The organism is Candidatus Acidulodesulfobacterium ferriphilum, from assembly GCA_004195035.1.
In the GTDB taxonomy this organism is placed as follows: Bacteria; SZUA-79; SZUA-79; order Acidulodesulfobacterales; family Acidulodesulfobacteraceae; genus Acidulodesulfobacterium; species Acidulodesulfobacterium ferriphilum.
Genome location: SGBD01000001.1, coordinates 220800 through 235911 on the forward strand (window position 1 = coordinate 220800; position 15112 = coordinate 235911).

Consider the following 15112-nt stretch of genomic DNA (forward strand, 5'->3'; position numbering starts at 1 on the left):
ATTATAATAGTTTCTTTAAATATTTGCTTACTTTTAAGGAGGATTTTATATTGAAGAAGAAAAATTTTTTAAAGGAAATCGAACATCAGTTTCCCAAAAAATATGAAACCGTCGTTATTCTTAATCCCGATATGGAAGAACTAAAATTCAACCAGTTTTTGGATAAGGTTAAGGAAATAATGTCGAAAAACGGCGCCGAATTTTTAGATTTTAACGATTGGGGAATCAGAAAGCTTTCATACGACATTAAGAATTTTAATAGAGGAAAATTCGCGGTGATACATTTTTCGGCTAAGGGCTCCTTTATTCAGGAACTTGAAAGAAACTTAAAGATTATAGAAGACTGCATTAGATTTCAAACCGTCTTATATACAAAAAACCTTGAAACCGTTAAGGAGGAAGTGGTAAATGAATAGGTCGCCTCGCAAAACTACAAAACCGGCAGGGACACATTTTATGCGCAGAACATACATGAGAAAAAAAGTGTGCAGATTTTGCGCCGATAGAAATTTAAAAATCGATTATAAGGATTCCAAGCTTTTGAGAAATTTTGTTACCGAAAGAGGAAAGATAATGCCCAGAAGGATCACGGGCAATTGCGCTTATCACCAGAGAAGAGTCGCAAAAGCGGTCAAAATGTCTAGAATTGTTTCTATAATGCCATATACATCTATTAATGTTTAAGATTAAAACCTTTTTTTCAGGTTTATTATTATCGTTTTTACTTTTTTTATTTTTAATGGACTCGATATATTCCGGGGGTTATGCTATTATAAATCCCTTTTTGTATCTATATTTCAGCATTACCTTAATATTGCTGTTTAGAATTATCGGTGCTAAATCGATTATACCGATATCTATCGCGGCACTTTTTGCCGTTATATTTTTATCTTTCACTCAAAATAGCGGTAAATTGCCGGGTTATTTCGGCCATAGTTTTGAAAACGGCCTGTTTATATTGGCATTAATAATTCAACTATTAGTATTTGTTCTAATACCGTACATTTTTTCTATTTTAATTTCAAAAAAAATTAGTCTGGCGAAATCGATTTATTATCCTGTATCAACCGTATTCTTTATAATTTTTGCTATTGCGGTTGGCTACTTATATTATAATAAAATCGATATCCATTCTTTATTAAACTTTTATTCCAATACTATATTAAAAAATATGATGGGCGTTTATAAGCAAATAGGCATTACATACCTTACCACTGCAAAAATGCGGCCGATAATTTCAAAATTGCTTACGGATGTGCTGCTGCTCCTCCCGTCTATAGCTGTAACGCTTTCATGGATGGGGCTCTGGTTCAGCTTTATAATACTCAGAAAATTTTCTAAGAGAAAACCCTCGGATTTTTTTAAAAATAATGAAAACTTATCCTTATGGAAATCGTCCGATTTTTTTATATTGTTTTTATTATCCGGCTTTATAATTGCAATATTTGCGAGCGGCATATATAAATTTATAGGATACAATATAATTTTTCTGGCGTCGTCCGTTTATTTAGTTCAGGGATTAACGATAATATCTTTCTTTTTTAACAAGTTAAATTTAAATTTATTTTTAAAAACATTGACTTACATCTTAATTATTTTATTTAATAATCCGCTGGTAATTTTCGTTATTTTTATGGGGATATTCGATATATGGTTTAATTTTAGAAAAATTGAATTAAATAAAGGGGGTTCTAACTGAGATATGAAGGTAATACTCAAAGAAGATATTCAGGATTTAGGCACAATGGGTGATATGGTAAATGTTGCGGATGGGTATGGAAGAAATTTTTTATTACCCAAAAAACTTGCCATTCCCGCCACCAAAGTTAACATTAAAACAGTGGAACATGAAAAAAGGCTTATTAACAAAAGAAAGGGAAAAATCCTTAGCGAGGTTACGGATATTAAAAATAATCTTGAAAAAGCGGAGATTAATATCGCCGCCAAGGTAGGGGAGAACGATAAGATGTTCGGCTCTATAACCTCTATGGATATAGAAGATAAACTTAAACGACTCGGCTTTAATATCGATAGAAAATCTATTATGCTGGACAGTCCCATAAAAGATTTGGGTATTCAAACCGTTAAGATTAAGCTCCATCCTGAAATCATAGCCGAAATTAAAGTCGATGTGGTTCCAGAGTAAAGTCTGAAATATGGCTATAAAAAATAAAAAGATAGTTTTTAATAATAACGGCTCACCATCCTTAACCGATAATAATCTCAAAATTGTACCTCCAAATTCTTTGGAGGCTGAGAAGGCTTTAATTTCCTCTATACTAATCGATAATTCTCAGGCAAATTCGGTACTGGGAAGTATTATGCCCGAAGATTTTTATGACACGGTCAACGCAAGGATTTTCAAAGTACTTGTATCATTGGGCGAAAAAGGCGAACCCATCGATATAATAACCATTTTAAATGCGATACAAAAAGAAAGGGATTATTCGCAATATTTTTCGGATTTTGATTTAAGCGCCTATTTAACGACATTGTATGAAATGCCGGCAGGTCTTTTTAATGTTGAGCAATATGCAAAAATAGTAAAAGAAAAATCTATATTAAGAAATCTGATTAATGCGTCCAATAAAGTCAGGCAAAAATGCTATGAACAGCGTGATGATGTTGACGACATAATCGATTTTTCGGAAAAAACTATTTTTGATGCCACGGAAAAAGATTCGTCCAAAAATTATGTCGAGGTATATCCTTTAATAGTCAACTATTTTACAAAACTTTCCTCTAAAAAGAATGATGATAGCGATATTACTGGAGTGCACAGCGGTTTTCAGTATCTCGACGAACTAACCAACGGCTTCCAGCCTTCTGACCTGATAATTATTGCTGGAAGGCCTTCCATGGGCAAAACCGCCCTTTCCCTTAGCATTGCCAAAAATATTGCCGTAAAAAAAATTCCGGTTGCGTTTTTTTCTCTCGAGATGTCCAAAGAACAGCTTGCAACAAGGCTTTTATCTTTAACTGCAAAAATAGATTCTTCCATGTTAAGGCGTGGGAGAATTCACAACCCCGACATCGAAAACATACATAAAGCGCTGGAAATGCTCGAGGATATTCCTATTTATATCGATGACAGCGCGGGCATTACCGTTACCGAGTTAAGGGCTAAAACCCGCAGGTTAAAAAGGGAAAAGGGGATAGGGATTGCAATCATCGACTATCTCCAGCTTATGAAAGCCTCGCCTAATATTGAATCCCGGGAGCAGGCTATCGCCGATATTTCGCGTTCTTTAAAAAGCCTTGCAAAGGAACTGAATATACCTGTGATTGCCCTATCCCAATTAAACAGAATGGTCGAATCCAGACAGGATAGAAAGCCGCAGCTTGCCGATTTAAGGGAGTCCGGCGCCATAGAGCAGGATGCCGATTTGATTATGTTTGTTTATAGGGAAGAGGTTTATAAAAAAGATACGGAGAATAAAGGCATAGCGGAATTGATTATCGGCAAGCAAAGAAACGGTCCGACGGGCATAGTAAAACTTTCTTATACCGACAAATACACATCTTTTGAAAATCTTGCTTACGAGGAAGACAGTTATATCTGAAGGATGGGAAGGATTTGTATAATAATTAATCGCAATGCCGCGCTATACCCGCGGCGCCCACAATTCCTCCGTTTTTGCCAAGCACGGGCTTTACTATTCCGAGATGCGATATGGAAGCCTTAAGCGCCCTTTTGTTAACCTCTTCTACGGTAATATCGAATAAAGCGGGGATGCCGTCTATCACACCGCCGCCTAATATTATCATACATGGATTTATTAAATTTACAACGGTTATAACCCCGTCCGCTAAGTACAACCCTGTTTTTTTAACAATATTAATTGCATTATCGTCTCCGTCATAATACGCTTTAGCAATAGTTTCGGCGCTAATATTGCCTATTTCCCCCGCTATCTTAATAATTTCCCTAAAACCGGCCTTATCCTTTAAGGCCAGTTCCTTTGCAATCTCTGCAATTCCCCATCCGCCTGCATAAGCTTCTAAGCAGCCGTTATTGCCGCATGTACATTTTCTGCCCCCTGAAACTACTACAATATGCCCTATCTCACCGGCGGCATTTGAACAACCGGAAATCAACCTGCCGCCTGTTACAATCCCCGAACCTATTCCCGTGCCGACAAAAATACATACAAGATTATCTTTGCCGATTCCAGCCCCCCATTTCCATTCGCCGTAAGTAATAGCGGTTAAATCGTTTACGACAACGGCGCTTAAGCCCGTCTCCTTTTCCAATATCGTTCTCAAGGGAACATCGCGCCAATTTAAATTCGGAGAAAATAAAACATCTCCCGTTTTTTCATTTATCTGTCCGGCAATACCGACGCCAATTCCCGAAATAGCATATCTCGTATTTTTTTTTAGAAAACATTTTAAATTTTCCATTATAAATTTAACCTGTTTTGAAGGCGGAACAGGCATGGCAGGCGTCTCATTGATAAATTCATTATGGAAAGATTTAGAATCTTCGTCTATCACGGCTCCGCTTTCATCTACAATGCCGAGCCTGAGATTCGTTCCGCCGATATCCGCTCCAAGATAATATTTTTTCATATGATCATGCTATTCCTCCAACCTATTTCCGTCCAAAGACGCTGCGGAAAGGACATTATTAATCTATTTCAACCTTCTTGCCGGAGCAGGAACCTACAATTCTGTTTCTCCCGCTGTTTTTTGCTTCGTAAAGAAAATCATCCCCTGCTTTTAACATGTCGTCAACACTCTTAATATCCTCATCCGGCAATGAAGCGATGCCGATCGAAACGGTAATCTCTTTTTCTATCGGGGTAAATTTGAAATCCTGTATTATCTTTTTTATCTTTTTAGCCGCTTCGATCGCATTTTTAAAATCGGTTTGAGATAAAATTATCACAAACTCCTCTCCCCCGTATCTTACGGCAATATCGATATTCCGCGTATTTTTACTTAAAAGGCTTCCTAATTTTGCCAGAACTATGTCTCCAACCTTATGTCCGTAAAAATCATTGATAGACTTAAAATGATCGATATCTATAATTAATATTGACAGGCTGTTGTTGAATCTTTTAGCTTTATCGAATTCTATTTCTAGCGCTTCATTTAGTTTTCTCCTGTTATAAAGCCCGGTAAGTTCATCCGTTATGCTGAGTTCATTAAGTTTTTTATGTAATCTTGAATTATCTAAGGCTACCGAAAGCTCTTTTGCGGCATGTTCTAAAAATGATATATCCTCCTCATTGAAACCGTGAATACTTGAAACGGTTAAAACGCCGATATTCACATCCCCTACATAAAGAGGGAACCATGCAATATCCTTTGGAAATACCTCGCAAAAACCGTAATCTATCGCTTTCCCGGCTCCGCCGTTCTCCAAAAGCGCATCTTTTAAAAGGACGGCATTTTCCGGAATATCGTGAAACCATACAGTTTTCTTTTTTGAAAGACAATGCCCCGTGATTCCCTCATCTGCCTTTATTTTATTGGCAACAAATTTTCTTATGCCGTAAAATTTCCATGGAATTAAAAAGCCTTCCGAATTATCGCCGTATGTGCCGATATTGCCGTCTTGACCTGTCAAAACAGTGCCCTTTTCGTAAATATATATAATACCCGATGAAAGATTTAATAACTCCTCTAAAATATTTAAAGCGGAAGATATTATCTTCTCGAAATCTAACGAACCGACTAAAAAATCGGAAAAGATATTATATTTCCGCATCCTTTCTTCCCTGTCCTTGACGGTTTCGGCCATTTCGGTAAAGCCCTTGCCGATACTTTCAAATTCATCGTTTGTTTTTATTATAAGTTTTGTATCAAGGTCCCCTTCGGTAAAATTTTTTATCGCCTTCGTTATGGCAAATATTGGATTCAAAGTATCTTTCGAAGCAAAATAAGATATAATGAAGGACATAATTAAACCTATGATAATAATTACCACGGCATAAAAAGCGGTTTTTCTGAAAATAGACAGGTATTCTTTGTTTGAAATAAAAACAGCGATAGAACCTATAACCTTATCGTCTATATTTTTTATAGGATGAAAGGCGGCAAAAATATCCTCGCCGCCATAGTTCATCTCTCCGATAAAATTTTTCCCCTCAAGAATTTTTCTATGTATAGAATCGGGAAGTTTTGAACCTATTCCAAAAACATTCCCTGGAATTTTTAATGTTGCAAGACATACCTGCGTATTAAACACTGAAGCAAAAACAGCCGTGTTTAAACGGTATTCATTATAAATCGTTTCCGGCAAGTAACCGTTGCCGTTTAAATTAATGAGTCCGAATATCGAGCCTATTACCTTGCCGTTATGTATAAACGGAACGACGGTAACCAAAAACATATTAGACTCGTCATTGGCAATCTTAATACCCATTCTTGTCAATACAATCTTTCTAATCAGCGCGGTTTTAACAACGGGAAAACCCGTATGAAAAACATTAAAAATCATTCCGCCCAAAGACGGCTTAAATCCAAGGGCGCCGGAAGTTGAAGCCAAAAGACTGCCCCTGTTATCCGTAATTCCTATATAGCTTGCAAAACCGAAAGCATCCTTATAAGACTTAATCAGACTGTTTATAAAAGGAATATCTTTATGCGTAATCGCATTAATTAAATAAGGGTTGTATGAACTTATTAAGAAAGCACCCTTGAGACGATTTCCCTGCGAATAATAAATTCTTTGGGCGCCGTTTAATGTGATTTTAACTTTATTTAAGCTCGCTTTTTTTGTTTGTTCCTTAAAAATAAATGTGTTGGCGACCGCAAGAAGCGTCAGGGGTAATAAAACGGCTAAAGAAAATGAAAGCACAAATTTCTTTTTGATGCTCATTTTGGGCCTAAAGCCCGTTGAATATTCGATATTAGACATAAAAACGCGTATTATTTTGTTATTTTTATGAAACCTAACTATCGTTTTATAATTTTATCAGAACTATTGCAATAAAAATGTTTAAATTTAAATTTCGTCGGTTCATTGCCGAAAATTAAGCCTATGGGGCGAAATGGGCAGGCAGGCATGCGAAAGCAGGGTCTTAATCCTTTATTAAACTAACGGCAAACTGTTTTGCAGTCCTGCCTGAACGCGAACCCTTTATAATTGCAAAGTTAATTGCGTCCTTTCTTACCTGATCCATATTAATGCTCGAGATTTTAATATCATATTTTTTTAAATACATTTCTACTATTTTAAGGTAAACTTCCCTGTCAAAGCTGTAAAGCCCGTATGTCAAACCAAATCTGTCGCTTAAAGAAAGGCCTTCTTCGACCTCTTCTTCCGGATGAATAAAATCGCCGTTTGATATTTCCGGAGAAAATTTTTCCGTAGTAAGATGGCGTTTATTGGATGTTGCGTAAATAATTATATTTTCAGGAAGCTCGTCTAATCCGCCGTCGAGAACGGATTTAAGCTTTTTGTAAAACAGTGAATCCGCATCAAAAGCAATATCGTCAAAAATCAATATAAACCTGTAAGGTTTTGTTTTAATGATGGTGATTAACTCATAGATAAATTCGGCGGTATCTTCCACAATCTCGATAAATTTAATTTTAGATATATAGGGTTCTTCGCCGAAAGATTTTGCGATAGCCCTGACAAGGGAAGACTTTCCTGTTCCCCTGTCGCCCCATAGAAGCACATTGTTGGCGGATTTCCCCGACGCAAATTTAATAGTATTTTGAAAAACATCCTTGATTATATTATCTATCCCGATGAAATCGGCCAAAGACAAGGATTTAGACCTTGAAACGTCTTTGGAACGAAAATCGGTTATAGGTTTTAAAACACATTTATCGTTTACCTTAAAAAACTTAAAAGACCCATGCGATTCAAAATCTTCGGGGGTGTATTTTATAATCTCAAACTCGTAACCCTGCTTGCTTAAATCGCGCGATTTATAATTGTTATATATTTCGGAAATTAAATTGTTTGTTTTTTGAATTTCCTTGATTAACAAAGAAAAAAAATCCCTGCCGTCAATTTCGCTTAAGAGGCTATAATCAAATTTATCCATTTTTCGCAGTAATCCATGCCTGCCTTTATTTAAAAGAGGCATTTAATTTTATAGAGCAATAAGAAGAACACATAGAGCAAACCTTGTCGTCTTTAAGGGGTAAAGAAGCCCTCATCTCTCTTGCTTTTTCCGGGTCTATCGAACTTTCGTACTGGGCTTCCCAATTCATTGCGCGCCTATTTTTACTCATATCGATGTCTTTTTCCATTGCGCCTTTCACGCCCTTTGCGATATCCCCTGCGTGCGCCGCAATCTTAGCCGCAATGACACCCTCTTTAACATCCTCCGCCGTTGGAAGCCTCAGATGCTCCGCAGGAGTAACATAACATAAGAAATCGGCGCCCGCTCCGGCGGCTATTGCCCCGCCTATCGCGCTTGTGATATGATCGTAGCCAGGAGCAATATCCGTAACAAGCGGTCCTAAAACATAAAACGGAGCGCCGTTGCAAAGGCTTTTTTCCAATTTTATGTTTGTCTCCACCTGATTTAACGGAACATGTCCGGGGCCTTCTATCATAACCTGCACGCCTTCTTCCAAAGCCTTTTTCTGAAGCTCTCCAAGAGTAATAAGTTCCGAAATTTGAGCCCTGTCCGTCGCGTCGGCAAGGCTTCCGGGTCTTAATCCGTCGCCGAGGCTTAACGCAACATCGTTTTTTTTTGCAATCTTTAAAAGCCTGCCGTATTCTTCGTAAAGCGGATTTTCCCTGTTATTCCTTATCATCCACGAAGCAATCAAGGATCCTCCCCTTGAAACTATTCCCATAATCCTTGTCTGCAGGTTCATCTTTCTCACGGCTTCCAATGTTAACCCGCAATGAACGGTAATAAAATCGACGCCTTCTTCGCACTGCCTTTCGATAACTTCAAAAAGGTACTCCGGGTCAAATTTATTTATATTAGAACCTGAATCTGCGCCACCGGCTCCTATCGCGGGCTGGAATGCCTCATATAACGGAACGGTTCCCACCGGCACGCACGAGTTTTTAATTATCTCCCGCCTGAATTCCACAATATTTCCTCCCGTGGATAAATCCATAACGGCGTCCGCGCCGCTATGGATTGCCGTAAAGAGTTTTTCCAATTCCGTTTCGATATTATAATTGTCCCCCGACGAACCGATGTTTGCATTTACTTTTGTTTTTAAACCTCTGCCTATCGCAAGCGGTTTTATATTTCTGGCGCGGTTTTTCGTTATAACGGTATGTCCGTTCATTATGCCTATGCGAATCTCTTCGGCTGAAACGCCTTCCATTTTCGCGCAATATTTCATTTCATCCGTTATTATATTATTTTTGGCAGATTCTATTTGATTCATTTGATTCATATATTTTCCTCCTATTTTTATATTATATCATTCTTTGCATTTTTTATAAACCTTTTAAGAGCAGGGACGGTAAGGGGGCGGGATAAATATTGATATATTTTTGGATATTTAATTTAAATTATTGGATAAAAATTTAACGGCATCATAAATATTGTCTGCCTTGAGAATTCCCGATTGAACTGCAATATATTTGGCCCCGGCATCTCTAATTTTGCTTATATTATCCCTGTTAATGCCGCCCAGCGCAAAAACCGGTATTTTTGCCGAATTTAGAGCCTTCCTTAGCAAATCCGTCCCCTGTTCGAAGTCCTGATTTTTAGTTTTAAAAATCGGGCTGAATGTTACGGCGTCCGCACCTGCATCCTGTGCCGTTATTATCTCTTCAATGGAGTGGGAAGAATAAAATACCTTAAGATTTTTGATTTTTTCTTTAACGGCGCTAATCGGAATACTATTTTTGTTTAAATGAACGCCATATGCGTCAAGAGCCGATGCGACATCGATCCTGTCATTTACAAAAAGCTTCACATCCTTGTATTTATCTATTATTCTTTTAATCTTTTCCCCTAATGCGATAAATTCTCTAATGCCGACATCTTTTTGCCTTAGTTGAAAAGCTTTTATTCCGCTGTCAAAACATTTATTTAAAGCCTCTAAATAATCTTTTTCGCTCGCAAAGAAATTTTTATCGCCGATTAAATAAATATTAAAATTAAAGTTCATAAAAACCCACCTACACCTTATAAAACCTTATTAATTATATATTTTGGATTTTATATTGTCAATTAAAGTATTTTTAAAGTTAGGCAGGATTATTAAATTAAATGAAATGAAATGAACAATAATTAATATTATTCAATAATTATTATTAAATTTATCTTGCATTTTATTTTTTTTATGCTAAAATCAAAGTAACAGCGAGCAATCCTAACCTAAACTAAAACTTAAATAAATTTTATTACGGAGGTATCTTATGAAGTGGAAATGTTCCGTTTGCGGTTATATTCATGACGGCGACTCGGCGCCGGATGTTTGCCCAAAATGTGGATCGCCGAAAGAAAAATTCGAAAAAATTGCTCCGGATGTCGAGCAGCTTATTGATCGTTCAAGAAAGACCAATCAATTACACATGGATTTAACGCATATATTAACCAAGATTATTGCAATTTCGGAAGAAGGCATAGCGGATAATCTTGACCCCAATTGTTTAAGCATATTCCAGAAGGCAAAAAAAGCCGCCCATGAATTGAGGCAGATGTCAAAAGCCGAGATAGTCGCTCATATAAGCAAGCAAAAATGGGGTTAATCGCACAGTTCATTTAACAGCGGCGGGTCTTATCCTATAGACGGCGTTACAAATTTCAACCCCTTTATCTAAAGTTTTTTATAAGGTAAAGGGGCTGAAGTATTTATTAATCCACTTTTTTAAATTCAATAAATAAATTAATGAAAAAAATGAAATTAACATATTGCTATTTTGATATATTTTTGTTAATATACTTAGGATAAAAATATGCAATACTTTAATAATTAATAAATTTATTAAGTTAAGGGGGGAACCAAATGGAGGACAACAAACATTTTGTCAGAGTAATGTGGGTTGTGGTTGTTATCAGCATTATCGTTATAGTCGGGCTGGGCATTTTTGCCGCAACGGGACTAAACTACTCTTTCCCTGATTTAACCAAAATACTTCCTTTTAAACTTTAAAATTTAATTAATTAAATTTTAAAGTTTAACTTGTCCTCCGAATATTCAAACTTTTTTGAGCCGCTAGCTCAGCTGGTAGAGCACCTGACTTTTAATCAGGTGGTCGTGGGTTCGACCCCCGCGCGGCTCACCACTAAAATCAAGGCTTCACAGCATATTAAAAATAATTAATTTTTTTGACTGTGCCCTATTTTGTGCAAGATTTTTCAAATTCCTGTATTCTTTCTTCAACTTCCTTAATAGTTTGATTGAAGCCCTTCCTGGAGATACTTGTAGTCGTAATGCTTCCATCAATTTTTTTTAGCTCGACGTATTGGTTGTGGAGCTCCTTATTTAATTCAAATTTTATTTTTTTATAAGATATGCAGTTTTATGTCTTTTGCTATGCAGTTTTGGTTAATTTAAATAAATGGATAGAGATATCTTACCTATCTACAACAGTAGAAATTATTCAATATTTTTAAACTCTTCTTTACATGAAGCAAGTTTTCTAACATCTACAACAGTTGTAATTTCCAAAAGTTGATGATACCGATAAAATAAAATTTATTTGTAAGTTTTTATTATATTTTGTATAGTTTCAATAACTTTTGCACCTTAAAGATAAATCCAAATAAAACATTACAATTAGAATTTTTTACCTATTAAGTAAGTTATTTTTAATGTGTCGCAATCTATGTTTTCCGTGACCATTAAGTCGGTTATCAGAAATCATTACCAACTCTTCCATCCCTTGCTTTGATGTTCTAACCCAGAAAGCTAATATCGTCATAATTTAATTTTATTAAACACAGAATAATAAATTTACGAACCTCAATAAGACATTATAATTTTTTTAGGATTTATGAGCTATAAGATGCAAAAGATGAAGCAATAATGGATTAACGTTGGATTTTATTATAAAAATAAAATAAATTGCCAAGAGTATTAATTTGAATAAAAAGCGCGATAATGATGATTTTACATGGTATTTTCTTTTCAAGAAGACATCAAAAATGCATGCTCCGATTAAAATTGTAATGGCCAAAATAATTTCATATATAAAAGGAGGCCATCCTGGCAAAAAAATATAAAGGAAAACATTTATAATTACGGGACCAAATATTAAAAGCGCTACCAACCAAGAAGGAATTTCCCCTATTTCTTTTCTGCCTTTCAAATTGAATACATTTAACAATTGGTATGAAAAAATAAAAACAATTACGATAAGATAAACTACAAAAGCAACAATAATTTCTGCAATTGTATGCCAATTTATTTCTTTTAGTGAAATACTGTAAAACTGTTGAATAAATCTACTAAAAACCAAATATATTATGCCGAACCAGGAGAAACTGATAAAAAAGTTTTTAAACGACTTGCTATTAATCCATTCTATTATTTTTGAATTAAAATTATTAATCTTACCAGATTCTACACTGCTCTTATCCCCATCAGACATCATTTCACCATCCCCCTTCTTTTTCCGATTTAATAACCCCTCAAAAAAATTAAATATCCTTTTACACCAAAAATCGTTCTTTTTTATAAACTTATTCAATTCTTTAACGCTTTTATTGCCTGATTCTATTATGGTTTTTGAAATTTCAAGCATCGACTCGTGAAACTCCAAGTTTTTCTTGGCTAAAGCATGAATATTAAAAAATCCGTAATAAGAGTAAAGGTTATTCAGAATATCTTTTTCCGATATATTCCAAAACTTAGAATTTATTTCATCATTACTCTTATTATTCTCTATCAAATCAAGCAATAAAGCATTTGTCATCCCATAAAATCTGATAACCGGAACGGATGCGTTGTCCAGTAAACCAATGTCTTTTTTTAAAGAATTCTTAACATAAAAAATATCTTCGTTTACAACAAAAGAAAACCGATAAATAGGAGTAGTGCCTAAGTATTTAATCGTGGATTTAAATTCCTCTGGCTCTCTTATATATTTTTCAAAATATCCATCTAATTTTTCAACTGACATTTTTAATTCTTTAATTTTATCACTTAACGCTTCGATATATTTTCTTTTCGCAATAATATCCAGTAAAGCACTTATCTCGCCCTTAAAGGCATAAGCCGTGGCGAGTTTTTGCTTCACATGGCGATAATGTTCTATATAAAGAGATACTCCCCCAGTAATAAAAGCGTAAAAGCGCCGACGATTAAGCCGGCTACGCCTAATAGCGGTGCAAGCCATGCATCATGTCCGTTGATAATGGAAACATATAAATGGGCAGGAATATGTGTTGGGTTCGGCATTTTGATAATAAAATAAATTAATTAAATTAAAATTATCCTATTCTCAAAATATAATTTTTTATTACGGAAGTCAACCTGAAATTTAGACTAAAAAAATAAGGCTTGATGCCAATAAACACATAGCTTTGCGGATTTTTTGTCCCGATTCGGGACACTTTTGCCTGTTCTACCAGCAATTATGCTGGTTATAAAATTATTTTTTGGCTTAACCAGGCATCCGACGATTTAAGAACGGCCCAGGATTATATAGAAACAAGGCATAAGAAATATTGTCCAACTGGAAATTGTGATTTAAATTCATAAAAAAGGGCATATTATCTGCGTTTAATAGATTATTGAAATATGTTATAATTAATTATTATGGAAAATATACAAAAATTTAGTTTTTTAAATAAGTTAGATAGCTTATTGCCGGAATCGTTTGGAGATATTGCTAATATAAAACGTTTCCATAAATACCTTTTTGGCGAATTCATTTTAAACGAAAATTCTGTTAGAGAAGCCCAGGCTTTCATTAATATCCCTATAATCAAAGAGTCATTAGAGAGAGCGGCCACGTATTATTATGCTTTCAGATATATATTTTATGATAATAAATATTACGGTGGAAGACCCAATAAAGAGCTTGAAAAACTCGTCGAAAACGGGATTGTCAAACTTAAGACTCCGGGAACGGTTAAATTAAGAGAATTCAAGGAGAATAGAATCGTATGGACGAAAGTTCTTCACGAGATTCCATTGAAAGAGTTAAAAAACTCGTAGATTTTTTGGCTAAAAATACCGACGAGAACATCGATATTATAGTGGTCGGTGGAACCGCTATGTCTTTTTATGGGGATTATAGAACTACAAGAGATATCGATGCTGAAATATTAAATTGCCCTGAGAATATTTATAAAACTTCATTGGAATATCTAAAGGAAAACAAAATTCAATTTAACATAGATGAAGATTTTGATGGTTGGGGTATGGTTCCAATGCCAGAAGGGTATAGAGACCGTGCTACCCAGATTTATAAAGAGGGCAATATCACTGTAAAAACATTAGAGCCGGTCGACTTTATCATTTCAAAGTTAAGAAGGGGAGCAGATATTGATATCGAGGATACCGAGAAGATTGCGACCCGTTATAACATCGATGAGCAAACTCTAAGGGAAAGGGTATCTAAGATAAACTTTATAAACACTGAAGAAACCTTTTGGTTTAAGCAGAGACTTGAAAGATTTATTGATGAAAAAGTATTGCAACGAGATAGAGAAACACCTGACCAGAAAAACACCCCGGATACGGATATCGATTTTTAAATTATTCAAACCGACATTTTAATTTTATGGTCAGAATGCCCATCATGCGCACAAAAACGCGCCACGATAAAAAATGAGACGGAGTTTCTAACTGGTTAATGGAAACTACCTAAATGATATTTAACCGGCCTTAAAAAGCAAATGCGGCGGTCTTTTCTCGGCAAAAAGGCAAAAATTCCATGTTTTTGTATATTTGAAGAATTTATAAAAATTATATCCGTAAAATTTCCTCGAGGGAATTTAAAAGTTTGTGGTATAATATTTTATACAGAGGCAAAAAACATAAGATAAATAAAAAGATGAAAACCAACACAATTACTATAAGCGGCGAAAGATATGAAGCTATCGTGAAAATAGCTGAAACCAAAGGAACTTCTTTGTCCATTGTGGTCGAGGAATTATTAAATAAGGCGATTGAACAGGAAGAAGACTCCAGGTTATTAAATATCGTCAAAAAAAGAAAGAAAGAAAACGAATCCTGCGCAACAATATCCCACGAAGAAGCCTGGAGATAA

At 35.4% G+C, this 15112-nt stretch carries 15 protein-coding genes and 1 tRNA gene; 10 read left to right on the top strand and 6 right to left on the bottom strand.

Translation table 11 applies throughout. The annotated features are described in order from the left end of the window. Window positions 1-50: 50 nt before the first annotated feature. Genes rpsF through dnaB form a run of 5 tightly spaced genes read left to right on the top strand, consistent with a single transcriptional unit; the run spans window position 51 to window position 3563 of the window. Window positions 51-416, top strand: coding sequence for a 30S ribosomal protein S6 (gene rpsF, locus EVJ47_01135; GenBank protein ID RZD14917.1), 366 nt, complete (start codon window positions 51-53; stop codon window positions 414-416). Then, window positions 409-684, top strand: a complete 276-nt coding sequence (gene rpsR / locus EVJ47_01140; protein ID RZD14918.1) for a 30S ribosomal protein S18 — start codon at window positions 409-411, stop codon at window positions 682-684. Before rpsF ends, rpsR begins: the two co-directional genes overlap by 8 nt. After that, window positions 677-1699 (top strand): DUF2232 domain-containing protein, encoded by a 1023-nt coding sequence (locus EVJ47_01145; protein RZD14919.1) that lies wholly within the window; start codon window positions 677-679, stop codon window positions 1697-1699. Before rpsR ends, EVJ47_01145 begins: the two co-directional genes overlap by 8 nt. 3 nt (window positions 1700-1702) lie before the next feature. Beyond that, window positions 1703-2146 (top strand): 50S ribosomal protein L9, encoded by a 444-nt coding sequence (locus EVJ47_01150; protein RZD14920.1) that lies wholly within the window; start codon window positions 1703-1705, stop codon window positions 2144-2146. Between the two features lie 10 nt (window positions 2147-2156). Continuing rightward, window positions 2157-3563, top strand: coding sequence for a replicative DNA helicase (gene dnaB / locus EVJ47_01155; protein RZD14921.1), 1407 nt, complete (start codon window positions 2157-2159; stop codon window positions 3561-3563). Window positions 3564-3588: 25 nt separating this feature from the next. Here dnaB and EVJ47_01160 read toward each other — a convergent pair whose 3' ends face one another. From EVJ47_01160 to EVJ47_01180, 5 genes are all read right to left on the bottom strand, one after another. Continuing rightward, window positions 3589-4572: an ROK family protein gene (locus EVJ47_01160; GenBank protein RZD14922.1), complete on the bottom strand. Its 984-nt coding sequence runs from the start codon at window positions 4570-4572 to the stop codon at window positions 3589-3591. Window positions 4573-4630: 58 nt separating this feature from the next. Next, window positions 4631-6868 (bottom strand): diguanylate cyclase, encoded by a 2238-nt coding sequence (locus EVJ47_01165; protein RZD14923.1) that lies wholly within the window; start codon window positions 6866-6868, stop codon window positions 4631-4633. Between the two features lie 163 nt (window positions 6869-7031). Continuing rightward, window positions 7032-8051: a DUF815 domain-containing protein gene (locus tag EVJ47_01170; GenBank protein RZD14924.1), complete on the bottom strand. Its 1020-nt coding sequence runs from the start codon at window positions 8049-8051 to the stop codon at window positions 7032-7034. Next, window positions 8035-9324 (bottom strand): phosphomethylpyrimidine synthase ThiC, encoded by a 1290-nt coding sequence (gene thiC / locus EVJ47_01175; GenBank protein ID RZD15532.1) that lies wholly within the window; start codon window positions 9322-9324, stop codon window positions 8035-8037. Before thiC ends, EVJ47_01170 begins: the two co-directional genes overlap by 17 nt. A 117-nt stretch (window positions 9325-9441) precedes the next feature. Next, window positions 9442-10056: a thiamine phosphate synthase gene (locus EVJ47_01180; protein RZD14925.1), complete on the bottom strand. Its 615-nt coding sequence runs from the start codon at window positions 10054-10056 to the stop codon at window positions 9442-9444. A gap of 250 nt (window positions 10057-10306) precedes the next feature. Here EVJ47_01180 and EVJ47_01185 point away from each other — a divergent pair, with 250 nt between their 5' ends. Together EVJ47_01185 and EVJ47_01190 are read left to right on the top strand one after the other, a co-directional pair. Continuing rightward, window positions 10307-10639: a rubredoxin gene (locus tag EVJ47_01185; protein ID RZD14926.1), complete on the top strand. Its 333-nt coding sequence runs from the start codon at window positions 10307-10309 to the stop codon at window positions 10637-10639. A gap of 461 nt (window positions 10640-11100) precedes the next feature. Next, window positions 11101-11176, top strand: a tRNA-Lys gene (locus EVJ47_01190). Between the two features lie 702 nt (window positions 11177-11878). Here the strand turns inward: EVJ47_01190 and EVJ47_01195 are convergent. Then, window positions 11879-13132 carry a hypothetical protein gene (locus tag EVJ47_01195; protein ID RZD14927.1) on the bottom strand — a complete coding sequence of 418 codons (1254 nt, stop codon included), beginning with the start codon at window positions 13130-13132 and terminating at the stop codon, window positions 11879-11881. Window positions 13133-13653: 521 nt separating this feature from the next. On the opposite strand from EVJ47_01195, the gene EVJ47_01200 reads away from it, so the two are divergent. From EVJ47_01200 to EVJ47_01210, 3 genes are all read left to right on the top strand, one after another. Continuing rightward, entirely contained in the window at window positions 13654-14055 is a 402-nt protein-coding gene (locus EVJ47_01200) for a hypothetical protein (GenBank protein ID RZD14928.1), read from the top strand. Then, window positions 14004-14597, top strand: coding sequence for a hypothetical protein (locus tag EVJ47_01205; protein RZD14929.1), 594 nt, complete (start codon window positions 14004-14006; stop codon window positions 14595-14597). The genes EVJ47_01200 and EVJ47_01205 overlap by 52 nt, the downstream gene beginning before the upstream one ends. A 248-nt stretch (window positions 14598-14845) precedes the next feature. Continuing rightward, complete coding sequence (locus EVJ47_01210) at window positions 14846-15112, top strand: hypothetical protein (protein RZD14930.1); 267 nt, start codon at window positions 14846-14848, stop codon at window positions 15110-15112.

Coding starts and splice junctions, on each gene's coding strand:
- rpsR (RZD14918.1), top strand. CDS start 409: ATGAATAGGTCGCCTCGCAAAACTACAAAACCGGCAGGGACACATTTT.
- EVJ47_01145 (RZD14919.1), top strand. CDS start 677: ATGTTTAAGATTAAAACCTTTTTTTCAGGTTTATTATTATCGTTTTTA.
- EVJ47_01150 (RZD14920.1), top strand. CDS start 1,703: ATGAAGGTAATACTCAAAGAAGATATTCAGGATTTAGGCACAATGGGT.
- dnaB (RZD14921.1), top strand. CDS start 2,157: ATGGCTATAAAAAATAAAAAGATAGTTTTTAATAATAACGGCTCACCA.
- EVJ47_01160 (RZD14922.1), bottom strand. CDS start 4,572: ATGAAAAAATATTATCTTGGAGCGGATATCGGCGGAACGAATCTCAGG.
- EVJ47_01165 (RZD14923.1), bottom strand. CDS start 6,868: ATGTCTAATATCGAATATTCAACGGGCTTTAGGCCCAAAATGAGCATC.
- EVJ47_01170 (RZD14924.1), bottom strand. CDS start 8,051: ATGCCTCTTTTAAATAAAGGCAGGCATGGATTACTGCGAAAAATGGAT.
- thiC (RZD15532.1), bottom strand. CDS start 9,324: ATGAATCAAATAGAATCTGCCAAAAATAATATAATAACGGATGAAATG.
- EVJ47_01180 (RZD14925.1), bottom strand. CDS start 10,056: ATGAACTTTAATTTTAATATTTATTTAATCGGCGATAAAAATTTCTTT.
- EVJ47_01185 (RZD14926.1), top strand. CDS start 10,307: ATGAAGTGGAAATGTTCCGTTTGCGGTTATATTCATGACGGCGACTCG.
- EVJ47_01200 (RZD14928.1), top strand. CDS start 13,654: ATGGAAAATATACAAAAATTTAGTTTTTTAAATAAGTTAGATAGCTTA.
- EVJ47_01205 (RZD14929.1), top strand. CDS start 14,004: ATGGACGAAAGTTCTTCACGAGATTCCATTGAAAGAGTTAAAAAACTC.